Here is a 23,171-nt window from a genome sequence, read left to right as displayed (position 1 = left end):
CTGCCTTCCCACGACCATCACAGGTCGAATCCGACCGTTTTCGGGCAGCCAGCCCACGGAGGCCGAACTGTCAGTGGCAGATCATAAGCTCCGCTCATGGATGGATTACGGCACTCCAGCCTGGGACTGGCCACCTTCGGTAGCTAGACAAGAAGTCTTGTCTAGGAGGGCCAACAGATGCTGACAGTCGGCGTGGCACTCCCGGCGCTGGGTCAAACATGCGACATGATGTCATACAGATAACCCAGAGAGGACATGATGGAATCGCCCACCGAACTGCTCGCCCAAGCCCGCGCCCGCTACACCCAGTCGCAGCTGGCCGAGCAGCTCAATGTTTCCGACCGCACCGTGGCCCGGTGGGAAAAGGGCGAGAGCCCTATGCCTACCATGGTGGCTCCGGCCCTGCGGGAGATCCTGAACCTGCATATCCCGGCGTCGGCCGGGGATTTCACCTTTATTGACCTGTTTGCCGGCATCGGCGGCATCCGCAAGGGCTTCGAGGCCCACGGTGGCCGGTGCGTGTTCACCAGTGAGTGGAACAGCTGGGCGCAGAAGACCTATCTGGCGAACTTTCCGGATGACAACGAGGAGTCCCATACCTTTGTCGGGGACATCCAGCCCTTCCCGGCCGAGGAGGTCCCGGACCATGACGTGCTGCTGGGCGGTTTCCCCTGCCAGCCGTTTTCCATTGCCGGGGTGAGCAAGAAGAACGCGCTGGGCCGGGCCCACGGGTTCGAGGACGCGACCCAGGGCACGCTGTTCTTTGATGTGGCCCGGATTATCAACCAGAAGCGGCCGGCCGCCTTCATGCTGGAGAACGTGAAGAACCTGCGCTCCCACGACAAGGGCAAGACCTTCGCGGTGATCATGGAGACCCTGCAGGAGGAGCTTGGCTACGAGGTTCACACCCGGGTCATTGACGGGATCTACTTCACCCCTCAACACCGCGAACGCATCATCATTGTCGGCTTCCGCAAGCCGACCGACTTCAGCTGGGAGGATCTGGAGCTGCCGCCGGTGGGCCCGAAGCTGGATACGATCCTGCATCGCACCGACGGCACCGAGCCGTTTTTGGAGTGGGACGGGGACCGGTTCTTCGACCACGACAACCTGGAAGTGCAGCCCAAGTACACGCTAACCCCGAAGCTGTGGGCGTACCTGCAGGCGTATGCAGCCAAGCACAAGGCCGCCGGCAACGGCTTCGGTTTTGGCCTGGTCCACCCCTCTGGCACCTCCCGCACCCTGTCGGCCCGCTATTACAAGGACGGCTCGGAAATCCTCGTCGCCCAGGGAGCCGGCCGGCCGCGCCGGCTCACCCCGCGCGAGTGCGCCCGGCTGATGGGCTTTGATGACTCGTTTAGGATCCCAGTCAGTGACACCCAGGCCTACAAGCAGTTCGGCAACAGTGTCGTCACCCCGGTGATGTCCGAGGTCGCCCGGATCATGACCCCGCACGTGGCCAAGATCATCGCACCGGTCAGCCCACAGAGCCTGTCGGCCTGAGCCGTGGCCTACATTGTCGGCCCTGAGGTGCGGTCCCGGGTGAGGGCCGGCATCCGGGACCGCAACACCACGGGTGAGGTGCTCATCCGCAAGGAACTGCACCGCCGGGGCTTCCGCTACCGGATCAACGCCAAAAACTTGCCGGGCAAACCCGACATTGTGCATCCTGATCAGTCCGAACGATGCCCGGAAACTAGCCGAACCGCTTGAAAAGCGCCGACGGCCCGCAAGGCCTCATCAAACGGCCACTGAAGCTGCCCCCGGTGCCGGGCCGTGCCGGGCAACCTCGACCGGCCCGTCGCGCCCGGCATGCACGATCACCGCCTGCGCATCGGTTCCGGTGCCGTGGAACCGGACGAAGACCTCTTCCCCGAGCAGGTGCGCGGGCACCGAGTACTGGGCGTTTTCGAAGGAGACCATCGGGGTGTTCTCCGGCACCCGGCGCCCCACCCCGTACGCGACCGTATACGCTGCCTCCAGAATGCGGTGCAGTGCCTTGGCTTCCTCAGCGAGCATGTCGGCCGGGCGTCGCCGGGTGATGCGGTGCTCCCGGGTATTGACCTGTTCCATGAACTGCCTGCAGGCGGCCTCCAATTCGGCGAACGAGACGTAGGCCGGCAGCAGGTTGGTTTTCGTCGGCACGATGTCGGCCTTGGCGATCTTCACCGCGTTCTCCACCCCGCCCTTGGTGGCAGGGTCGGCCGGCCGGCAGGTGAGCACCTGGACGGAATAGTGCTTCGCGAACGCCAGCGTGGCCTGGTTGCGTACCGGCACCCCGGCCACGTGCATCGGTGGTGACCGTCTTCTCGTTGTCGGTCAGCACGTAGGTCGGCGCACCCCCAAGGATCCGGAAGGCCCGGTCCAGGGCGGCGAACACACTCGGCGCCGTCCGGTCGCCCAGCGGAACCACGTTGGGGAACCGGGACCAGGCCAGCCACACGACGAACAGGACGGTCCTGGCTCCGCCGATGACCGGGCCGTCTCCGAAGTCGTACTGGAGCCAAGCCCCGGGCTCCGCGATCCAGGGCCGGTGCACGCGCCGGTTCCCGCGCCGCCAGGCATCCTTGACCGCGGCAACCGCGCGGCGGGTGGAACGACCGGAACCGGTGTATCCCATGGCGGCGAGCTTGGCGTGCACGACATCGGCACGGATCCGGCCCCTGGACTTCTCAACCCACTCCTCAATCTTCGGCAACCATTCATCGATGACCCGGGGGCGGTCCTGGCCCGCGCCCGGGGCACGGCCGGCATCACGTTCCTTCACCACCTCCGCAAAAGACCCGCAAGGGCAACACATGGCTGCGGACCTGACTCCGCGAGCCCGCCAGCGTGACCGTCCGCAGCAAGAACACGTACTACGCCGCGCAGTATGCACGCACCAGGGGCCGACGCGGTCACGCCAAGGCCCCTAGGCGCCGCCCAGCATTCCATCCCCGCCGCACCGGTCCACATCCCCGGCAGGGACGAGCCCTTCCACGAGCCCGGTCCGGACTACTTCACCAGGCGGCACAATCCCGAACGCCGGGCACGGCGCCTGACCGGCGAACTCACGACCCTCGGCTACACCGTCACCGCGGAGGCCCCGGCCGCGTGAACGGCCCGCCTGGTTTCACCTCAGCGCATATGACAAATAGAACCGTGAGACCCACGGCCGATCGCAATGTCCGTTAACGCCCCGCGTGCGCCTGCAGGAACGAGTACACCTCGGTCTCGTCCACGCCCGGGAACGCCCCTGGCGGCAGGGCGGCGAGCAGGTGCGTGTTGGCCCGGGCGGCCGGCCAGGCGTAGCCGGCCCACTCCCCCGCCAGCTCCGCCGGCGGCCGGCGGCAGCAGGTCTCCTCCGGGCACCGGGACTTGGAGCGCTCGGTGGTGTCCCGGCCGCGGAACCACTTCACGTCCGCGTAGGGCACGCCGATGCTCAGCGAGTACTCCCCGGAGGAGTGCCGCTCGGTCCGGGCGGTGCACCAGAAGGTGCCCACCCCGGTGTCGGTGTACTGGTTGAAGGCCCGGAACTTGTCCGGCACGTCGAACACGGCCCGCGAAGTCCAGTACCGGCACACCGGCTGGCCCTCGATCGCGCCGGTGTGATCGGCCGGGAAGTTCACGCCGTCGTTCTCATAGGCCTTGTGGATGATCCCGGAGACGTGGACCTTCTGGAAGTGGCAGCGGATGCCCAGGTGGTGGGTGGCCAGGTTGGTGAACCGGTGCGCGGCCGTTTCATATGAAACGGCGAAGGCGTCGCGCAGGTCCTCGATGGCCAGCTCCTTGGCCGCCTTGGCCTTCTGCAGGAAGTCCACCGTGGCGTGCTCGGGCATCAGGAGGGCGGCGGCGAAGTAGTTGGTGTTCACGCGCTGGCGCAAAAACTCCATGTAGTCCGCCGGCGCCTGGTGCCCGAGCACGTAGTGCCCCACGGCCTGCAGCAGCACCGAGCGGGGGTCGTGCTCGGCGCGGTGACCCTGGGTGAGGTAAATTCTGCGGTTCTTCAAATCCGTCACGGAGCGGGTGGAATGCGGCAAATCCCCCACGTACTGCAGGCTGAACCCGAGGTGCTCGGCGATGTCCGCGGCCACGTGGTGGGAGAGCGGGCCGCCCTTGAAGTCCACGGCCTTGAGCAGCTTCTGTGCCTCGGCCTCGATGTCCTCGTAGTGGTTGTTCCGCGCGCGCATTTCGGCGCGCAGCTCGGTGTTGGCGCGGCGGGCCTCCTCGGGGGTGGCGGCTTGCTCGTCCAGCCGGCGCTCAAGCTCGTGCTGCAGCCCCACCAGGGACTCGAGCACATCCATCGGCAGCCTTGAGGAGATGCGGACTTTGGGCAGTCCGAGGGACTCGTACAGCGGCCCGCGCTGGGCGCGCTCGAGCTCGATTTCCAGCGCCGCGCGGCGGCTGGGCGGCTCGGCGCCGAGCAGCTGGTCCATGCTCACGTCCAGGGCCTTGGCCAGCTTCTGCAGCATGCCGAGCTTGGGTTCGCGCTTGCCGTTTTCGATCAGCGAGAGCTGGCTCGGCGCGGTGCCGACGGCGGCGCTGACGTCGTCGAGCGTCTTGCCCTGCGCCTTGCGCAGGTGCCGCACGCGGCGGCCGAGGCTGATGATGTCCAGGTCGCCGTCGTCGGCCGCGGAAGCGGACGACGGCGGGGGCGTACCGGGGCGGGTCCAGCTGGCGGAAGTCATTTCTTGAGGATACGCGAAGAAACGCAAATCTTTCCAGCACTTTCGTCTAGATAGCCTATTGCAACGTACGGAATAGTCGTTTTCACGAAGAAGAACCGGGTACCAACGGATAAGGCCAAGGGAGGCCGGACCGGCCCGGAGAGCCAAGGAGAACAGCAATGAGCGCAACCTTTGAGCCCCGCCAGCAGCCCACGCAGACCGCCGAGGAAGCTGCCAAGGCCCTGGAGCTCGAGTGGTCCGCCGATCCCCGCTGGGAGGGCGTCACCCGCGACTACAGCGCAGCCGACGTCGTCCGCCTCCGCGGCCGCGTCCAGGAAGAGCACACCCTCGCCAAGCGCGGTTCCCAGAAGCTGTGGAAGCAGCTGACCGAGGAAGCCAGGACGGGCGGCTACACCAACGCCCTCGGCGCCCTCACCGGCAACCAGGCGGTGCAGCAGGTCAAGGCCGGCCTGCGCGCCATCTACCTCTCGGGCTGGCAGGTCGCCGCGGACGCGAACCTCTCCGGCCACACCTACCCGGACCAGTCCCTCTACCCGGCCAACTCGGTCCCGCAGGTGGTCCGCCGGATCAACAACGCGCTGCTGCGCGCGGACCAGATCGAGTACTCCGAGGGCATCCAGACGGTCGAGGACTGGCTGGTGCCGATCGTGGCCGACGCCGAGGCCGGCTTCGGCGGCCCCCTGAACGCCTACGAGCTGATGAAGTCCATGATCGCGTCCGGCGCCTCGGGCGTGCACTGGGAGGACCAGCTCGCCTCCGAGAAGAAGTGCGGCCACCTGGGCGGCAAGGTGCTCATCCCCACCCAGCAGCACATCCGCACGCTGAACGCCGCCCGCCTGGCCGCCGACGTCGCCGGCACCCCGAGCGTCATCATCGCCCGGACCGACGCCGAGGCCGCCACCCTGATCACCTCGGACGTGGACGAGCGGGACCGCGAGTTCATTACCGGTGAGCGCACCCCGGAGGGCTTCTACAAGGTCCGCAACGGCATCGAGCCCTGCATCGCCCGCGCCAAGGCCTACGCCCCGTACTCGGACCTGATCTGGATGGAGACCGGCACCCCTGACCTGGAGCTGGCCCGCAGGTTCGCCGAGGCGGTCAAGGCCGAGTTCCCGGACCAGATGCTCTCCTACAACTGCTCCCCGTCCTTCAACTGGAAGAAGCACTTGGACGATGCCACCATCGCCAAGTTCCAGCGCGAGCTCGGGGCCATGGGCTTCACCTTCCAGTTCATCACCCTGGCCGGCTTCCACGCCCTGAACTACTCGATGTTCGACCTGGCCCACGGCTACGCCCGCGAAGGCATGACCGCCTACGTGGACCTGCAGGAGCGCGAGTTCGGCGCCGAAGACCGCGGCTACACCGCCACCAAGCACCAGCGCGAAGTGGGCACCGGCTACTTCGACCAGATCGCCACTGCCCTCAACCCCAACGGCAGCACCCTGGCCCTGGTGGGATCCACCGAAGAAGGCCAGTTCCACTAACGGGATGAGCGGGCCCTTTCGTGTCGACTTCGTCGCCACGTAGGGACCCTGCCGCCCCTCCCTTCCTTTTCTTCCCATCGACTGTGCACTTCCCGCCCGTTTCACGTCCCTGAACGGGCGGGAAGTGCCAACTCGATTTGCCTTAGGAGTGAGTTCCGATGAACGACCCGATCACCTTGAACGGTATTGAACTGACGGCGGTGCCGGTGCGGCGGCAGGAGGAGATCCTGACCCCGCAAGCCCTGGAGTTCGTGGCCAAGCTGCACCGGGCCACCAGCGAACGACGGCGCGAACTGCTTCAGCTGCGCGAGGAGCGCCGCCGGCGGATCGCCCGCGGCCAGGACCCGGCCTTCCTGGAGGAGACCCGGCACATCCGCGAGGATGACTCCTGGCAGGTGGCCCCGCCGGCCCCGGGACTGGAGGACCGCCGGGTGGAAATCACCGGCCCGGTGGATAGGAAGATGACCATTAACGCGCTGAACTCCAGGGCCAAGGTCTGGCTGGCGGACATGGAGGACTCCTCCACCCCGTCCTGGGCCAACGTGGTCAACGGGCAGCTGAACCTGCGCGATGCGCTGGACCGCACCATCGACTTCACCACCGAGGCCGGCAAGGAATACAAGGTCCGCGGCCAGAAGCTCACCGACCTGCCCACCATTGTGGTCCGCCCGCGCGGCTGGCACCTGCCGGAGAAGCACATGCTGATCAAGGGCGAGCCGGTGGCCGGCGGGATCGTGGACTTCGGCCTGTACTTCTTCCACAACGCCCAGCGGCTCATCAGCCAGGGCCGCGGCCCGTACTTCTACCTGCCCAAGATCGAGAGCCACCTCGAGGCCCGGCTCTGGAACGACGTCTTCATCCTGGCCCAGGACCTGCTCGGCATCCCGCAGGGCACCATCCGCGCCACCGTGCTGATCGAGACCATCACCGCCGCCTTTGAGATGGAGGAGATCCTCTACGAACTGCGCGAGCACGCCTCCGGCCTGAACGCCGGGCGCTGGGACTACATCTTCTCGGTGATCAAGAACTTCCGCACCCGCGGCCCGCGCTTTGTGCTCCCGGACCGCACCCAGGTGACCATGACCGCCCCGTTCATGCGCTCCTACACCGAGCAGCTGGTGCGGGCCTGCCACCGCCGCGGCGCCCTGGCGATCGGCGGCATGGCCGCCTTCATCCCCAACCGCCGGGACCCGGAAATCAACGCGATCGCCTTCGAGCAGGTGCGTGCGGACAAGACCCGCGAGGCCAATGACGGCTTCGACGGCTCCTGGGTGGCCCACCCGGACCTGGTCCCGGTGGCCCGCGAGGTGTTCGACGCCGTCATCGGGGACCGTCCCAACCAGGTGGACCGCAAGCGCGAGGACGTTACCCCGGATGACAGGGAGCTGCTGAACATCGCCGGCACCAAGGGCTCGATCACCGAGGCCGGGATCCGCACCAATATCTGGGTGGGCATCCAGTACATCGAGTCCTGGCTGCGCGGGCACGGCGCCGCGGCGCTGAACAACCTGATGGAGGACGCGGCCACCGCCGAGATCTCCCGCTCGCAGATCTGGCACTGGATCCATTCCCACGCCGTGACCGACCACGGCGAGGTCGTCACCGAGCACTGGGTGCGCGAGCTGCTCGAGGAGGAGTTCGCCAGGATGCCGCGCTTCGACGGGGACCAGTTCGACGAGGCCCGGGAGATCTTCGAGGAAGTCGCCCTGGGCATCGAATTCCCGGCCTTCCTGACGGTCCCGGCCTACGAGCGGTTCCTGCAGGAAAAGCGCGACGAGGAACTGGTCGCCGCCTAAAAGAGAGGGGGCGCTCCCGCCGTGGCGGCGCAGCCGACACGGCGGGAGCGCCCCAATCCTTTTCCGCAGGGCCGTCCGGTCCAGGCCATCCGCCACAGGCAGCCCGAAGGCCGGGCGGACCGGCGGCCCTGCGGAACCCCCAACCCGCCACCACCATCTGAAAATCCCCGAAATGGGTTTCTGCTCCCGGTCCGGACCGGGAGCAGAAACCCATTTCGGGGTTAAACCTGCGCGTCGCGGGCCGCCTTCACTGCTGCCACGTCTTCGGCATCCTCAAGCGCTTCCACGGTCCGGCGGTAGAAAGCAATGTCGACGGCGGCCACCTCGTCCAGCCGGATTCGCTTCGAACAGGGCGGGCAGGCCAAGGACGGGGGCGGTGCCGGCAGGCGCCGCCCCCGCTCAATGCGTCCGGGGTGGTAAAGGATCCGTCAGCTGTGGCTCATTTCCCGGCGGCTTTTGTCCAGCGCCGACACCTCGCCGATGGTGGCCAGGTTGAGGTCCTTCGTTTCACGGGCGGCGGCGACGGCCCCCGCGGCAATCAGGGTGGTGACCACGATGATGGCGACCAGGGGACAGGTCCCGCCGGTCCAGAGGACCAGGGCGCTGGCTATCATCGGGGTGAAGCCGGCCAGCAGGATGGCGGCCGTCTGGTAGCCCACCGAGATGCCGGTGTAGCGGACATTGGTGGGGAACAGCTCACAGTAAAAGGCCGGCAGCACCGAGTACACGGCGGCGTGTCCGAGGGCCAGGAAGATGGCCACACCGAGCACGATGGCGACCTGCTGGCCGGTCTGGATCATCGCGAAGATCGGCCAGGCGCTGAGGATGATCACGGTGGCGCCGAAGAAGAAGGTCTTCTTCCGGCCGATGCGGTCCGAGACGGCGCCGAAGACCGGGATCATCGCGATGTTCAGGGCCGAGCCGATCATCACCGCGACCAGCCCGTAGGACTTGGGCAGCTCCAGGGTGGTCGCCACGTAGGAAAGCAGGAAGACAGTGAACAGGTAGTAGTTGCCGGCCTCGGCAAAACGGGAAAACAGCGCGATCATCAGCGGACGGCGGTGGTGCTTGAACACCACCGGAATCGGTGCCTTCTGGGCCTCCTGCTTGCGCTCGGCCTCGACCTTGGCGGCCAGGAATGCCGGGCTTTCGGTGGCGTTGAGGCGGATGTAGAGGCCGACGGCGGCCAGCACGATGCTGACCAGGAAGGGCAGGCGCCAGCCCCAGGTGTTGAACGCATCGCCGGAGACGGCCTGGGCCAGTGCCACGGCGCCGGTGCCCAGCAGCAGGCCGCAGGAGACGCCGATCTGCGGCCAGGCGCCGAAGAAGCCGCGCCGGCCCGTCGGCGCATTTTCGACGGCGATGATGGCAGCTCCGCCCCATTCGCCGCCGACGGCGAAGCCCTGGGTCAGGCGCAGGATACACAGCAGCACGGGGGCCAGCACGCCCACGGTGTCGTAGGTGGGCAGCAGGCCGATGGCCGCCGTCGAGCCGCTCATGATCAGGAAGGTGAGGATCAGGGTGGACTTGCGGCCGATCTTGTCGCCGAGGTGGCCGGAGACGAAGGCGCCGACCGGTCGGGCCAGGAAGCCGACGCCGAAGCTGGCCAGGGCGGCAATCTGGGAGACGCCGGGTTCGTCCGTGGGGAAGAACAGTGTGCCGAAGACCAGTGCGGCGGCGGTGCCGTAGACGGTGTATTCGTACCATTCGATGATGGCACCGACGGTACCGGAGACCAGGCTCTTGCGCCTGACCTCGGCGCAGGGGTCAGCGGGGATTTGCGGGTAGACATGGGGCTATCCGTTCATGACGATGGCGGCGCGGGTGACCTCGCGGGCCAGGGATTTCTCCAGCGCCGTCTCCACGCCATCCAGGGGGAAGATGGCGTCGACGAGCTGGTCGAAGGGGTACTTGTGCTGGTGGGTCTGCAGGAAGGTCAGGGCCTGCCAGAGGTAGCGGCCCTCGTACCGGTCCACGTGCTTGATGGTCAGGGCCTTGCGGGTGACGTAGCCGGGGTCGAACGGGACGGTTGCCCCGGGGGACAGGTTGCCCATTACCAGGTAGCGGCCGCCGCGGCGGACCTGCTGCAGCCCCTCGGCGAAGGCGGCGGGGACGCCGGTGACCTCGAGCGCGACGTCGGCCCCGCGGCCGCCGGTGAGCCGCTGGACCTCGGCCACCCGGTCCTCCACGGAGGTGGTTTCGCTCAGGTTGATCGTGTGGTCCGCGCCGAAGGCGCGCGCCTGCTCCAGCCGGCCTTCGACGCCGTCGATCACGAGCACCTTCGTGCCGCGTTCCTTGGCGACTGCGACCGCATTGAGGCCGAGCCCGCCGGCGCCCTGGATCAGGAAGGTCTCGCCGTAGCGCAGCTGGATCTGGTCGATGCCGAAGATCACCTGGGACAAGGCACAGTTGGCGCTGGCGGCCACTGCATCCGGGATGCCGTCCGGCACCTTGTAGACGTGCTGGCGCGGGTGGATGTAGTAGTGGGTGCCGAAGGCCGCGTGGAAGTGCGGGGCCTCCTCGGGCTGGCGGCCGAAGAACTCGTAGGCGTTGTCGCACAGATTCGGCTGCCCGCCCAGGCACTGGTCGCAGCGGTCGCAGGTCTGGAAGTAGGTGGCGACGATGCGGTCCCCCACGGCCAGTGGGACCCCGCGGTTGTCGGTGCCGCGGCCCTCGCCGATGGCGGTCACGGTGCCGACCATCTCGTGACCCAGGCCGCCGCGCTTCTTGACCGGGTGCCTGCCGTTCCAGATGTGCAGTTCGGAGCCGCAGACATTGGCACGGTCCACCTTCATCACCAAGGCGCCGGCACCCGGGGCAGGGACGGGATATTCGGCAAATTCGAGCTCCCGGGGACGGGTCATGACGGCAACCCTGCCGTACTCGGTCTCACCCATCGGTGTTCCTTTCACTGCTTCCCCGCGGCCGCCGGCTGCAGCCGGGCTAGGACTTCATACATTTTCGTGTGGTCGTCGGCGGCAAAACCGGCCTCGCAGGCTGCCTCCCACAACGCCGCGCAGCCGCGGCCGAATTCCGCCCCGACCCCCAGGGTTTCGGCCAGGCCGACGGCGATACGCACGTCCTTGGCCATCAGACCAAGGGGGAAGCCGGAGGCGAAGCTGCCGTTGAGCATGAACTGCCGGACCTTGTTCTCCGAGGTGTTGCTGCGCCCGGAGGAGGCATTGAGCACGTCCACCAGGGTTTCCGGGGCCATGCCGAACTTCTCGCCGATCCGCAGCGCCTCCACGGTACTGAGCACCGACGCTGCCGAGACCAGGTTGTTCAGGGCCTTGGCGGCATGCCCGGCCCCGACGTCGCCGACGTGGATGGTGGACTTGCCGAGGACCCCGAACAACTTCGAGACCTGCTCCACGTCCGCTGCCGTGCCGCCGGCCATGGTCGCCAGCTGTCCGTTGGCGGCGCCGCGGACTCCGCCGGAGACCGGAGCGTCCACATAACGCATCCCCCTGTCGCGGAGCACGGCGCCGAGCTGCCGCGAGCGCACGGGTTCCGAGGAGGACATGTCAACGAACAGGGTATCCAAGGCCGCGCGGGCGGCCACGCCGCCGTCAAGCAGCACCTGCTCGACGATGGCGGAGTTCGGCAGCATGGTGATGATGATGTCCGCTTCGGACCACGCGCCGTCGGAGGCCGGGGCGGCGGACGGATGGGCGGCCAGGAACCGTTCCACGGCTCCGGCATCCACGTCCTGGACGATCAGCCGGTGCCCGGATGCGGCGAGCCGTCCGGCCATGGGAAAGCCCATGTTGCCCAGGCCGATGAAGCCGATGGTGCTCATGCCCTGGCCACCTCGGTATCAGCCTCCGCCTCGGCGTCCATTTCCGCGAACACCTCGCGGGCCAGGCGGAAGCTCTCCAGTGCGGCGGGGGCGCCGCAGTAGATGGCCACCTGCAGGAAGACCTCCTGGATCTGCTCCTTGCTGACGCCGTTGTTCAGGGCGCCGCGGACGTGGACCTTGAGCTCGTGTGGGCGGTTCAGGGCGCTGATCATGCCCAAGTTGACCAGGCTGCGCTGGGCGCGCTCCAGGCCCGGACGGCTCCAGACGTCGCCCCAGCAGTACTGGGTGACCATTTCCTGCATGGGCATGGAGAAATCGTCAGCTCCGGCCAGGCTACGCTCCACGTAGTCATCGCCCAGCACCGCTTTGCGCGTCGCGAGGCCTTGTTCGAAAAGTTCCTGGTTCATCGAGTGGTTCCTAGTTCTCTGCATGGCCGGCCGGATCGTTGATCCACACGGCCTGGATGTTGGTGAATTCGTGCACGCCGTAGGCGGACAGTTCCCGGCCGAAGCCGCTCTTCTTGACCCCGCCGATGGGGATCCGGGGGTCCGAGACGGAGGGCTTGTTGATGAAAACGCCGCCCACCTCCAGCCGCCTGGCAAATTCGGCCGCGCGGCGCGTGTCCCGGGTCCACAGCGAGGCGCTCAGCCCGTATTGGGAGTTGTTGGCCAGGGCGATGGCGTCCTCGGGGTCTTCGGCCGTGACCAGCGCGGCGACGGGACCGAAGATTTCCTCCTCGAACGCCGTCATGCCGGGACGCACGCCGGCCAGTACGGTGGGCTCGAAGAAGTTGCCGGGACCGTCGAGGCGGTTGCCGCCGAGCAGCAGCCGGGCGCCCTCGGCCACGGTCCGGGACACCTGGGCCTCGATCTCGTCGCGGATGTCCGCGCGGGCGATCGGCCCGATGTAGGTGGACTCGTCCCGGGGATCGCCCACCTGCAGTCCGGCCACCTTAGCCACGAACCTGCTGGTGAACTCTGCCGCGACCGGCTTTTCCAGGATGATGCGCTTGGAAGCGATGCAGATCTGCCCGGTGTTCTGGAAGCGGCCGGTGACGGCGGCTTCCACGGCGGCGTTGAGGTCTGCATCGGCCAGCACGATCAGCGCGTCCGTGCCGCCAAGTTCCAGCACGCTGCGCTTGACCGCACTGCCGGCCTGCGCCGCGATGGCGGAGCCGGCGGCCACGCTGCCGGTAACCGTGACCCCGGCAATGGCAGGGTCCGCAATCGCTGCGGAGACGACCTCCGGCTGCGCGTTCAGCACCGAGAATGTCCCCTCGGGAAGGCCTGCGGCCTGCCAGAGCGACTCCAGGGCCAGGGCGCAGCCGACCACATTCGGGGCAGGCTTCAGGACATAGCTATTGCCGGCCAGCAGGATGCCGATGCCCCCGCGCATGACCTGCCAGACCGGGAAGTTCCACGGTTCCACGGCCAGGACCGGACCCAGCGGCAAATAGCTGACGTAGGCTTCCGGGCCGATTGATGTCGGAACGTCGGCGATGAGCGCGGCGCCGTTGTCGGCGTACCAGTCCAAGGCGGCCGCGGCCTTGGCCACCTCCGCCCGGGACTGCGTGATGGGCTTGCCGACCTCGGCCACCAGCAGCTCGGCCAGCATCGCGGCGTCGCGCCGCAGCAGTCCGGCCATTCGGGCAAAGACGGCACACCGCTGTGCCGGGGTGTAGGCCCGCCACTGCCGGAAGCCACCGGTGGCCCGGTCCAGGACTTCGCGCAGCCCCGCCTCATCGGCGAACGGATAGCTGGCAATCAGCTCCCCCGTCGCCGGGTTGATGGATACAGCGCCGCTCAAGGTTGTAGTGCTCAAGATTTCATTCCTTCCAAGTGGCCGCGTCACCGCCGGCCCGTTGGAAAAAGCCTACGGAGCTGCAATCATTCTTTGAATAAGAAGTTTTGGAAGCTTTACTTCTCAAAAGGAGAACGATGGAGATCGCGCAGCTGGAGATGTTCGTGGCTGTGGCCGAGGCGGGCAGCATCACCAAGGCGGCCTCGGCACTACTGCGCGCGCCGTCGAACGTCTCCACCCGGATCCAGCAGCTCGAGCGCGAGCTTAACGTCAAGCTCCTGGTCCGGGACAAGCGCCAGGCCTCGCTGTCCGCGGACGGGGAGCTGTTCCTTGACTATGCCCGCCAGATCGTCGACCTGGCCCACGAGGCCAAGTCCTTCACCCGGCGCGGCGAACCCCGCGGCCGGTTCCGGCTGGGGGCCCTGGAAAGCACGGCGGCGGTCCGTATCCCTGCGCTGCTGGCACAGTTCCATCTGGAGTATCCGGCCGTCGAACTTGAACTGGAGGCTAGTTCCTCCGGTAATCTCTTCGACCATCTGCTCAGCGGGCAGCTGACTGCCGCCTTCTCCGACGGCAAGCCGGCGGCCCCATCCCTGACTGGCCTCAGGGCCTTCACCGAGGACCTGGTCATCATTTCGCCGCCCAGTGTCAACGTCGCGGGCGCAGGGTTCCGCGCTTCCAACCCCACGGTGTTTGTCTTCGGCACGGTCTGCTCCTACCGCCAGCGGTTCGAGGACTGGCTGGAAGCGGAGGGCATCGTGCCCAGCCGGGTCGTGGAGATTTCCTCCTACTACAGCATGCTGGCCTGTGTGGCGGCCGGAGCCGGCATCAGCATGATCCCGCTGTCGCTGCTCGAGACGCTGCCGGGCGCCAACGGGGTCCGTGCCCATCGCATCGAGGGCCGACTCGGCCAGGCCGAGACCTGGCTGATGTGGCGGCGGGACTGCCGTTCCGCGAACCTGCAGGCCTTCATCGGCACCCTTCGGGAACATCTGGCAGCTTTGCCTGAGGAGCCCCCGGCTGCCGGGGAACGGTTGCCGGACCTGCAGGTCCGTTAGTCGGCGGCACAACTCCGCGTCCGCTACCCCGCGTTCCGCGAGCGCCCTCTCCCGGCGGCATGCGGCGCGGAGACGGTGGTCGTGAATGTCCGTTACTGGATGGCCTTGCCGGGGTTCAGGATGCCCCGGGGGTCGAAAACGTCCTTGAGGCGGCGCTGCAGCTCGAGGACCTCGGCCTGCTGTTCCCAGCCGAGCCAGCGGCGCTTGAACTGGCCGACGCCGTGTTCGCCGGTGATGGTCCCGCCCATGTCCAGGGCGGCGCGCACCGACTCGTCCAGCGCAACCTGGAGGCGCCCGATGCCGGAGGGTCCTTCGGCCGGGTCCACCCAGAAGGTCGGATGCAGGTTGCCGTCGCCGGCATGCGCCACCACGCGCACCTTCACGTCATGCCGGGCGGCGATGGCGCCGAGTTCGGTGATGTAGCCGACCAGCCGGGAGCGGGGCACGGCCACGTCCTCGCCCACGCGGAACTCGTCGTCCTGGCCGTCGCCGCGGCTGCTGCGGCGCAGTTCGACCAGCTGATCGGCGACCGGGTCGCCGGGTGCGCTGATTTCCGCGCCCAAGGCTCCCAGGGCCTCGCGGATGAGGGCTTCCTCGATGGCGGCCCCGTGTCCGTCGGTGCGGACCAGCAGCAGCGTGCCGCCCCGCGCGGCCAGGTTGGTGCCGTGCGCCTGGTCGATGACCTCCAGGGTTCCGGCATCGAGCAGCTCGAGGATGGCCGGCTGGACCCGGGCCCGGGCGATGGCCAGCACCCCGGCGGCGGCGAGCGCGGTGTCCGGGAACAGGGCGGCCACGGACTTTTGCACGACACTGAGGTAGCGCAGCCGGACCGTGGCGGCCACGACGATGCCCAGGGTTCCTTCGGAGCCGACGAACAGACTCGTGAGGTCGTAGCCGGCCACGCCCTTGAAGGTGTTGCGTCCGACGTGGATGAGGGTGCCGTCGGCCAGCACCACGTCCAGGCCCAGCACCGAGTCCCGGGTAACCCCGTACTTGGCACAGCGCAGCCCGCCGGCATTGGTGGCGATATTGCCCCCGATGGTGGCCTGCCGGAAGCTCGCCGGGTCCGGGGCGTACATCAGCCCGTGGCCGGCAGCCGCGGCGTTCAGGTCCCCGTTGACCACGCCTGGCTCGACGACGGCGACCTCGTCCTCGGGCCGCAGCTCCAGGATGCGGTTCATCCGTTCGAGGCTGAGCACGACGGTGTTTTCGGTGGCGTGCGCCCCGCCGGAAACGCCCGTGCCGGCGCCGCGGGCCACCACGGAGAACCCCAGGGTGTTCGCCAGGCGGAGCGTGGCCTGCACGTCGGCGGCGCTCCCGGCGAAGACCACCGCCAGCGGCGTGTGCGGCTCGTCGACCGGCCCGTAGTCGCGGCTGTACGCCTGGAGTATGGCCGGGTCCCAGGTGACGGACTCCGGCCGGAGGGCTTCCTGCAGTGCCGCACGCACCGCGTCCGCGGTGGGGGCGGCGGTCTGGATGGTCATGCTGTTCCTCCGGCTCGGCGTTCAGGTGAAATCCTGTGCCAGTATGTCCGGCATCACAGCGCGCGGGCTATGTCCGAATGTGAGAAAAAGCTGCCACCATTTATCCGATTTGGACTAAGGGTTCGGCGGCGCACCGGTCCCCCGGCCGAGCCGGAGGAACATCCACGCCGCCAGGCGCGCGTCCGGCTCGTCCAGGGACAGGTCGAACAGTTCGGCGATGCGCCGCAGCCGGTAGCGCAGCGTATTGGGATGCAGCAGGAGCGCGGCTGCGGCGGCGGCGACGTTCTGGCCGCTTTCGAGGTAGGCCAGCAGGGTGGCGGCGTAATCCGTGCCGTGGCTGCTGTCGTAGGCCGCGACCGCGTCGACGGCAGGCAGGGAAATGCCGCCGGCAGCGAGTGCGTCCGAGGCCCGCTTCAGCGTGGCCTGGATCCTGATCTCCTCGAACCAGCCGCTGCCCCCGCCGTTGGCGGCGATCCAGCGCACCGCCTCCAGGCTCTCCAGCCTGCCGGCCGGCGGACTGTCGGTGGCGGAACTGAGCCCCACGGCCACGGCCTGGTGCAGGCTTTCAGCGCTTTGCCGGACGATGGTCTCCGCGATTGCCCGCGCGTCCTCGCTTCGCCGGCTGCCCAGCGGAAGCAGCGCGTACACGACGCCGTCCAGGACCGTGCAGCCGCCCTTGGCCCACCCCGAGACCACCAGGCCCGCCAGGGAGGCCAGCTGCTCGCGGAGCACGGCGTCTTCCTCCCGGTCCGCCCCGCACGGGACGACGGCCAGCACCACGCACCGCTCCTGCGCCGCCGCGGCGTGGCCCAGCAGCCGGGCCCGCACCTGCGCCTGGTTCACCCGCCAGGCCGAGGACGAGGTCGTGGAGGCGTAGCGGAGCAGGTGCACCGCCGCCGTCTTCGCCGCGGCAGCCAGGACAGCTTCCATGCTCGGCGTGATTTCCTCGGACGGGAGGATGACCCACACTGACCCGAGGAAGGTGTCCCCCGCCCGGACCGGCGCAACCAGGCGGGGCAGCGTTCCCGGGGAGTCCATCCGCCGGACTTCGCCGGCCTTCCAGGTGCGGACCTCCCCGTGGGACCTGACGAACCCGGCCGGTACCCGGCGGCCCAGGATGCCGTCCATCCGGACCTTGTCGATGGGCTGTCCGGGCTGCGAGGAATAGGCGAGGATCTGGCTGTAGGCGTTCATGATCGCCACTGCCCCGCCCAAGGCCATCGAGGTCGCATCGGCCAGGGTGAAGAGGTCCCGGAGGAATTCGTCCCCGGATTCGGCGTCCGCTGGCCCGAAGGATTCCAGCACCGCGGACATCTGCGCCAGGGCCCGGTGCCAGGCCACGCCCGGGTTGATTTCCAGGACCGCCACGCCCGTTGCCTCCCCGGCACGGACCAGTTCCCCGGCGTCGGCCGCCTCCCGGAGTTTGACCGCGACGGCGGCCGCGCCGCGGTCTGCGGCCGTCCGGATCCATTGGACCTGGCTTGGGGTTTCGGAACCGCCGTGCAGGCTGGGCGGCAGGACGACGACGTCCCCAGGCCCGACGTCCGGCCCCGCCTCCGGCACCACGACCCGGAAGACTTCCACGTCCACCCCGCGAGGGTGCACCACGCCGGTCAGCACGGAGTCCCCCAGGGCCGCCAGCAGCTCTCCTAATTGCACGGGATCCATTATTGGCCAATTACCCCCTTCCCCTCCGAATGTGAGCGAGCTAACATATCAATAGTTGAGTGAAGTGCGCTCAACTTTGGCAACACCTCAAGAGAACAACAGCGGAAAGGAGTCAACAACAATGGTGGCCAGGTTCGATCCGTTCCAGGAACTGGAGCGTTTCTCCCAGGCCCTGTTCGGCGAGCGGCAGGGACCGCGGATGATGCCGATGGATGTGTACCGCGAAGGCGACCACTACATCCTGAACGCCGACCTGCCGGGCATTGATCCGGGCTCGGTCGACGTGGACGTCGACGGCCAGATGCTCAGCATCCGCGCCCAGCGGACGATGAAGGAGGGCGAAGGCACCAAGTGGCTGCTGCGCGAGCGCACCGGCGGTACCTTCCTTCGCCAGATCACGATGGGCCAGGACATCGACGTGGACAACATTCACGCCCACTACGAGAACGGCGTGCTCAGCATGACCATCCCGATCAAGGAAGCGGCCAAGCCGCGCAAGATCGAAGTGATGGCCGGGCACCGGGATGCCGTCGAAGGAAAGGCCGAACAGAAGAAGGTCGAATCCTAAATCTGTCCGGCCGGGCGCAGCAGAGGCCGGGCACAGAAGAGAGGGAGCCGTGCGGCGCACGGCTCCCTCTCTTCTGTATGCACCACCACGGCAGGCAGCGGCCGGAACGCCCGTGCCCGAGGGCAATAATGGGACGTACCGGCCGGAGGCATGCTCTGCCGGCGGCGAGAGGAATAGTGGATGGACGGCAGCGGCAAACAGTCCAGGAAACTCTGGACCAGGGACTTCATCCTCGCCCTTGCCACCAGCCTGTTCATCTCGATGGTCTTCTTTTTGCTCATGACCTCCATGGCGCTCTACGCCGTGGACCGCTTCCGGGCCTCGGACAGCGCCGCCGGCCTGGCCGCCAGCGGCTTCGTCATCGGCGCCGTCGCCGCCCGGCTCTTCGCCGGGCGCCTGTTCGACGTCGTCGGCCGCCGCCGGCTGCTCCTGGCCAGCCTGCTGGCCTCCGTGGCCGCCATCCTGCTCTACTTTGCCGCGGACTCACTGGTCCTGCTGGTCACCCTGCGCGTGCTGCACGGGGTGGCCTTCGGCGCCGGCCACACCGCGCTCGCCGCTTCGGTCCAGACCCTGATCCCGCCGGGCCGGCGCAGCGAGGGAACCGGCTACTTCGGCCTCTCCAACACCCTCTCCACCGCCGTCGGGCCGCTGCTGGCGGTGATCCTGGCCGGCAGCGGCGGCTACGCGGGCATCTTCTGGTTCTGCGCCGCCTGCTCGCTGGCGGCCTTCGCCGTCGCCTTCGCCCTGAACCTGCCCGAGCCGCACCGCGCCCCGGCCCACGGCGCCCGGCCGGCACGCCTGGCCCGGCTGGCCGCCCTGGTCGAGCCGAAGGCCCTGCCGGTCTCCACGGTGATCTTCCTGGCCGGGGCGGCCTACTCGACCGTCCTGGCCTTCCTGACCTCCTACACCCAGGCCCGCGGCGTGCCGTCGGCGGCGGCCACCTTCTTCCTGATCTACGCAGGCACCGTCCTGGTCTCCCGCCTCTTCATGGGGCGGATCCAGGACCGCCGCGGGGACAACCTGGTCATGTATCCGACCATCCTCGCGTTCGCCGGGGGCCTGGCCCTGCTGGCCGCGGGGCCGTCGGGCTGGACCCTGGCCGGGGCGGCGGTGCTCAGCGGCCTCGGCTTCGGCGCGCTGATGCCCTGCATCCAGGCGATCGCGGTGAGCGAGTCGCCGGAGCTGCGGGTGGGCACGGCGACGTCGACCTTCTACCTGATGCTCGACGCCGGCACCGGGCTGGGGCCGGTGTTCCTGGGCATGCTCATCCCGGCGGTGAACTATGAGGGAATGTACCTGGCGGTCTGCGCCGTCATGCTTGGTGCCGCCGTGCTGTACTGGTTCGTCCACGGCCGCAAGCGCCGCGGCCCCCGCACCGCCGCGTGATCCCCTGGTCCCAATCCCCCGATTCCCCTTCCCCCTTCCCCCATTTCCTCCGAAATGGGAATCTGCTCCATGTCTGGAACGGGAGCAGATTCCCAATTCGGGGGAAAACCGGAGTGAAAATCGGAGTGGGGCGGGGAAGACCGGGACGGGAATAGGATGACGCGTCACCATGTTGTCCCGGACATGAAGGTTGAAATCTGGTCCGATGTCGCGTGCCCGTGGTGCTTTATTGGCAAGCGCCGGTTCGAAGCCGCGCTGGCGGACTTCGAGCACAAGGACGGCGTCGAGGTCCACTGGCGCAGCTACCAGCTGGACCCCACCCTGCCGGCGCACTTCGACGGCACCGAGACCCAGTACCTGAGCCAGATGAAGGGCATGCCCGAGCCCCAGGTGCGGCAGATGTTCGAGCACGTCAAGGCCCAGGCCGCCGGCGAGGGCCTGGCGTTCGACTTTGACAAGATCGTGGTGGCCAACAGCTTCACCGCCCACCGTTTCCTCCACCTGGCCAAGGAGCACGGCTTGGGCGCCGAGGCCAAGGAGGCCCTGCTCTCCGGGCACTTCGAAAAGGGTGAGGACATCGGCGACATCGAGTACCTGGTGTGCACCGGCGCCGCCCTCGGCCTGGACGAGCGCGAGGTCCGCGACGCGCTGGAGGGCAACCGGTTCGCCGAGGAGGTCCGCGCCGACATTGCCGAGGCCCGCGCGCTCGGCATCACCGGCGTGCCGTTCTTCGTGCTGGACCGCAAGTACGGCATCTCCGGAGCCCAGCCGGCCGAGGTCTTCAGCCAGGCACTCAAGCAGGCGTGGGCCGAACGCAGCCCGCTGACCGTGCTCGCCGGCCCGGCCGGTTCCGCCGACGGCCCGGCCTGCGGCCCCGAGGGCTGCGACTAGGGACACGGAAAGGCGCGGCCGGACCGCCTACTTCGCCGCGTCCGGGGTGACCGGCCGGCCCGGGTCCGGAGACTCCAGCCGCGGGCAGCTGAGCGTGCCCGGCTCCTTGTTCACCTTATTGGCCGGCACCAGGCCCTCATACCGGGAGCCGAGGATCACGTCCACGCTCTCGTCCTGCCGGTCGTCGGCCACATATTCCGTGCCGGCAATATTCCGCTGCAGGTTCATCGCGTTCGCCTCGCCCTTCGGGCCGGACATCACGACGGCGCTCAGCCCGTAGTAGTTCAGGTCCTTGGACGCCACTTCCCCGATCTGGTATCCGCGCTCGGCCAGTTCCCTGGCCGCCTGGCGTGCCAGCCCGCCTTCGTTGGTGCTGTTGTAGACGTTCAGCGTGAAGGAATCGTTGGCCGGGTACTTATAGGTGGCCGACGGGCAGGTGATCGGTTCCTGGGTGCGCGGTCCCCAGCCGGGAATCTGCAGCTCCCCGCGCATGACCGCCAGGGCCGCCACGACGGCGCCGACCAGCCCGGCCAGCAGGAGCACCAGGACGGCGCCGTGCAGGACGTGCCGCCAGCGCCGGTACTTCTTCACCTCGACGTCGTCCTCGTCCGCGAAGACCTCGTCCAGGTCCTCCTCGGTCATGATCTTGTGGCCCTGCAGGTGGTACTCGTCGTCAGGTTCCTCGGGCTCCTCGTCCGGACCCGGTTCCGGCTCGAGCTCCGGGTCCCGCCTGGCGTCCCGCGGGCCGGTGTCCTGGTCAGTCATCGAGCACCAACACCCTCGCATGCATCAAGGCCCGTTGATGCAGTGCGGTGCGCACTGCCCGGTGCAGTCCGTCCTCCAGGTAGAGCTGGCCGCGCCACTGCACCACGTGCGGGAACAGGTCGCCGAAGAAGGTGGAGTCCTCGGCCAGCAGGGCACCCAGGTCCAGGGTGCTCTTGGTAGTGATCAGTTCGTCCAGCCGCACCTGGCGCGGCGGCACTGCCGCCCAGTCCCGGGGCGTCAGGTAGCCATGCTCGGGGTACGGTCGGGAATCGCCTACAGCTTTGAAGATCACTCATCAAGCCTAGATTCCCCGGATACCGAAAAGAACAATATGTCCGGGCCGCAGCGCGGGTCGTGGCCAAAAGGTTACGCCCCGTACTGCACACACTCACGAGGCGGTGATCGTCACCGTCCGCCGGCCCACCACCCGGCCGGTGATCCAGTCCTTCCACGACACCTCCAACCGGTACCGGCCCGGTGCCGGCGGACGCAGCAGCAGGTCGTAGCGCTCCGCCGCCCCGAAGGCCAGCGTGCTGGTCATCAGCGGCGCGCCCGCTTCGGCGATCGGCCGGGCCGGCGTACCGGGGACCGAGGTGTCCCGGTAGGCCCTGCCGTCGTGGGAGATCACCTCGGCGATCCGGGCCGGGGCGCCGGACTCGTCGGTGATCCGGATCAGGTTGGGCAGGTAGTTCGCGTTGAGCACCCGCAGCAGCGTGGGTTTGCGCCCGTTGCCCTCGACGTTGGCGCGCAGCGCGGACAGGCCCCACACCCGTTCCCTGCCGGTGGGCCGGCGGGCCAGTTCGCCGCCGAGCAGGTAGAAGTGCTTCGGCTGGAAGCGGTTCAGCCCCACGTCCTCCCCCGACAGTCCGGCGGCATGGCCCAGCTCGTGCCACCGCGGGTCCAGCGAGTACGGGATCAGGATCGCCTCGGTGTCGATGTCGTACTCGGGTCCGTCCACGAAGGCCCGCCGCGCCCCGGGGCTGACCGGATAGTCCGGGTGCGCCACCGGGTCGATAATGAGCGGCCCGAACATGCCCATCTGGGCATGCAAGGTGGTGTTGACGTGGCAGTGGTAGAAGTAGGTGCCGGCGGTGCCGCAGTTGGCGTCCCCGGGCTCGCCCTGTTCCGGCTTCCACTGGTAGGTGTAGGTGCCGCCGATCTCGAAGGAGGTGTGCCCCACCCCGTCGTTGCGCGGGTCCGGTTCCAGTCCGTGCCAGTGCACGGTGTGCGGGCCCATGCTCGGGTTGACCGTGGCGTGGAGGATTTGCCCTTCCCTGGCCCGGATCAGCGGGCCGGGGAAGCTGCGTTCGCCGTTCTCGGTTTCAAAGGACCACATCTCGTGCTCGGCGCGGTCGTCGAAGCGCAGGTCCCGGCCGAAAACCTTCAGCTTCACGGAGGTGCTGGCCGGCTGCAGGAATTCGGTCTCCGGAAATTCCAGGTCCAGCTGGTCCGAGCTGAAGTCCACCTGGCTGTCGAACCGGTGCCGGAGCTCCCCGTCCCCGCCGTCGTCCCCGGGCTCGGTGGCCGGTGCCGTGCCGGTGCCGGACTCGGTGGCCGGCTCCGTGGGGGTAGCCGTCTCCGTGGGGGTGGCCGTCTCCGTGCCGGTGTCCCCGGCCCCGGAGCTGCCGCCGCCATCGGTCACCGGCGGCACGACGGCGCCGTCGTCCTTCTTTTTGGCCTCCTCCTTCTTCTTTTGCTCTTCCTTCCGCCTGCGCTCGGCCTCCTCCCGCGCCTTCTTCTCCGCTTCGGCCCGGGCCTTGGCTTCGGCTTCCCGGCGGCGGCGCTCGGCTTCCGCCGCAGCCTTC

Annotated in this window: 20 protein-coding genes and 1 pseudogene; 9 read left to right on the top strand and 12 right to left on the bottom strand. The window is 68.3% G+C overall.

All coding sequences use genetic code 11. The features are described 5' to 3' along the window. The first annotated feature begins 258 nt into the window (after nt 1-258). Nucleotides 259-1,503, top strand: coding sequence for a DNA (cytosine-5-)-methyltransferase (gene dcm, locus HGG74_RS07405; RefSeq protein ID WP_281356089.1), 1,245 nt, complete (start codon nt 259-261; stop codon nt 1,501-1,503). A gap of 3 nt (nt 1,504-1,506) precedes the next feature. Continuing rightward, nucleotides 1,507-1,713: a PDDEXK family nuclease gene (locus HGG74_RS21475; protein ID WP_168485716.1), complete on the top strand. Its 207-nt coding sequence runs from the start codon at nt 1,507-1,509 to the stop codon at nt 1,711-1,713. Between the two features lie 36 nt (nt 1,714-1,749). On the opposite strand, the pseudogene istA reads toward HGG74_RS21475, so the two are convergent. Beyond that, nucleotides 1,750-2,878 (bottom strand): annotated as a pseudogene (istA, locus tag HGG74_RS22125) (IS21 family transposase); the annotation flags it as partial. Between istA and HGG74_RS07390 the strand changes: the two are divergent. After that, nucleotides 2,873-3,097, top strand: coding sequence for a hypothetical protein (locus HGG74_RS07390; protein WP_168485715.1), 225 nt, complete (start codon nt 2,873-2,875; stop codon nt 3,095-3,097). The pseudogene istA and the gene HGG74_RS07390 sit on opposite strands and share 6 nt — an antisense overlap. Nucleotides 3,098-3,170: 73 nt before the next feature. Here HGG74_RS07390 and HGG74_RS07385 read toward each other — a convergent pair whose 3' ends face one another. Then, the gene (locus HGG74_RS07385; RefSeq protein WP_168485714.1) at nt 3,171-4,694 is read right to left on the bottom strand and encodes a helix-turn-helix transcriptional regulator; all 1,524 of its coding nucleotides are present in this window, start codon (nt 4,692-4,694) and stop codon (nt 3,171-3,173) included. A 131-nt stretch (nt 4,695-4,825) separates the two neighbouring features. Between HGG74_RS07385 and aceA the strand changes: the two genes are divergently transcribed. Continuing rightward, on the top strand, nt 4,826-6,151 hold the full coding sequence (gene aceA, locus HGG74_RS07380; protein WP_168485713.1) for an isocitrate lyase: 1,326 nt from the start codon (nt 4,826-4,828) through the stop codon (nt 6,149-6,151). 158 nt (nt 6,152-6,309) lie between these two features. After that, nucleotides 6,310-7,947, top strand: a complete 1,638-nt coding sequence (aceB, locus tag HGG74_RS07375) for a malate synthase A (RefSeq protein ID WP_168485712.1) — start codon at nt 6,310-6,312, stop codon at nt 7,945-7,947. Nucleotides 7,948-8,375: 428 nt separating this feature from the next. On the opposite strand, the gene HGG74_RS07370 is transcribed toward aceB, so the two are convergent. The 5 genes from HGG74_RS07370 to HGG74_RS07350 all read right to left on the bottom strand — a co-directional run bounded on the left by HGG74_RS07370 (nt 8,376) and on the right by HGG74_RS07350 (nt 13,567). After that, the gene (locus HGG74_RS07370; protein ID WP_376766125.1) at nt 8,376-9,662 is read right to left on the bottom strand and encodes an MFS transporter; all 1,287 of its coding nucleotides are present in this window, start codon (nt 9,660-9,662) and stop codon (nt 8,376-8,378) included. Nucleotides 9,663-9,743: 81 nt separating this feature from the next. After that, nucleotides 9,744-10,844 (bottom strand): zinc-binding dehydrogenase, encoded by a 1,101-nt coding sequence (locus tag HGG74_RS07365; RefSeq protein WP_168485711.1) that lies wholly within the window; start codon nt 10,842-10,844, stop codon nt 9,744-9,746. Nucleotides 10,845-10,855: 11 nt separating this feature from the next. Continuing rightward, a complete protein-coding gene (locus HGG74_RS07360) occupies nt 10,856-11,746 on the bottom strand; it encodes an NAD(P)-dependent oxidoreductase (protein WP_168485710.1) in 891 nt (296 codons plus the stop codon). Continuing rightward, nucleotides 11,743-12,153 (bottom strand): 4-carboxymuconolactone decarboxylase, encoded by a 411-nt coding sequence (pcaC, locus tag HGG74_RS07355; protein WP_168485709.1) that lies wholly within the window; start codon nt 12,151-12,153, stop codon nt 11,743-11,745. The genes HGG74_RS07360 and pcaC overlap by 4 nt, the downstream gene beginning before the upstream one ends. A 10-nt stretch (nt 12,154-12,163) precedes the next feature. Next, on the bottom strand, nt 12,164-13,567 hold the full coding sequence (locus tag HGG74_RS07350; protein WP_168485708.1) for an aldehyde dehydrogenase family protein: 1,404 nt from the start codon (nt 13,565-13,567) through the stop codon (nt 12,164-12,166). Between the two features lie 116 nt (nt 13,568-13,683). Here HGG74_RS07350 and HGG74_RS07345 point away from each other — a divergent pair, with 116 nt between their 5' ends. Beyond that, nucleotides 13,684-14,604, top strand: coding sequence for a LysR substrate-binding domain-containing protein (locus HGG74_RS07345; RefSeq protein ID WP_168485707.1), 921 nt, complete (start codon nt 13,684-13,686; stop codon nt 14,602-14,604). Between the two features lie 92 nt (nt 14,605-14,696). Here HGG74_RS07345 and HGG74_RS07340 read toward each other — a convergent pair whose 3' ends face one another. Together HGG74_RS07340 and HGG74_RS22120 are read right to left on the bottom strand one after the other, a co-directional pair. Continuing rightward, a complete protein-coding gene (locus tag HGG74_RS07340; RefSeq protein ID WP_168485706.1) occupies nt 14,697-16,088 on the bottom strand; it encodes an FAD-binding oxidoreductase in 1,392 nt (463 codons plus the stop codon). A 114-nt stretch (nt 16,089-16,202) separates the two neighbouring features. Further along, nucleotides 16,203-17,747, bottom strand: a complete 1,545-nt coding sequence (locus HGG74_RS22120; protein WP_168485705.1) for a PucR family transcriptional regulator — start codon at nt 17,745-17,747, stop codon at nt 16,203-16,205. Nucleotides 17,748-17,877: 130 nt separating this feature from the next. Here HGG74_RS22120 and HGG74_RS07330 point away from each other — a divergent pair, with 130 nt between their 5' ends. The 3 genes from HGG74_RS07330 (at nt 17,878) to HGG74_RS07320 (ending at nt 20,601) form a co-directional block, all read left to right on the top strand. Then, a complete protein-coding gene (locus HGG74_RS07330; protein WP_205761548.1) occupies nt 17,878-18,324 on the top strand; it encodes an Hsp20/alpha crystallin family protein in 447 nt (148 codons plus the stop codon). Nucleotides 18,325-18,504: 180 nt separating this feature from the next. Further along, nucleotides 18,505-19,710, top strand: coding sequence for an MFS transporter (locus tag HGG74_RS07325; protein WP_168485704.1), 1,206 nt, complete (start codon nt 18,505-18,507; stop codon nt 19,708-19,710). Between the two features lie 183 nt (nt 19,711-19,893). Beyond that, on the top strand, nt 19,894-20,601 hold the full coding sequence (locus HGG74_RS07320; RefSeq protein WP_168485832.1) for a DsbA family oxidoreductase: 708 nt from the start codon (nt 19,894-19,896) through the stop codon (nt 20,599-20,601). 27 nt (nt 20,602-20,628) lie between these two features. Here HGG74_RS07320 and HGG74_RS07315 read toward each other — a convergent pair whose 3' ends face one another. The 3 genes from HGG74_RS07315 to HGG74_RS07305 all read right to left on the bottom strand — a co-directional run. Continuing rightward, on the bottom strand, nt 20,629-21,366 hold the full coding sequence (locus HGG74_RS07315) for a LytR C-terminal domain-containing protein (RefSeq protein ID WP_168485703.1): 738 nt from the start codon (nt 21,364-21,366) through the stop codon (nt 20,629-20,631). Beyond that, nucleotides 21,359-21,658 (bottom strand): type II toxin-antitoxin system VapB family antitoxin, encoded by a 300-nt coding sequence (locus tag HGG74_RS07310; protein ID WP_168485702.1) that lies wholly within the window; start codon nt 21,656-21,658, stop codon nt 21,359-21,361. Before HGG74_RS07310 ends, HGG74_RS07315 begins: the two co-directional genes overlap by 8 nt. Nucleotides 21,659-21,754: 96 nt before the next feature. Beyond that, the coding region (locus tag HGG74_RS07305) for a multicopper oxidase domain-containing protein (protein ID WP_205761546.1) at nt 21,755-23,171 on the bottom strand (1,417 nt) is incomplete at its 5' end.

The sequence above is a fragment of the Arthrobacter mobilis genome (assembly GCF_012395835.1).
GTDB lineage: Bacteria > Actinomycetota > Actinomycetes > Actinomycetales > Micrococcaceae > Crystallibacter > Crystallibacter mobilis.
Note: the sequence above shows the minus strand (reverse complement) of the source record. Positions and strands in the feature narration are given on the sequence as shown.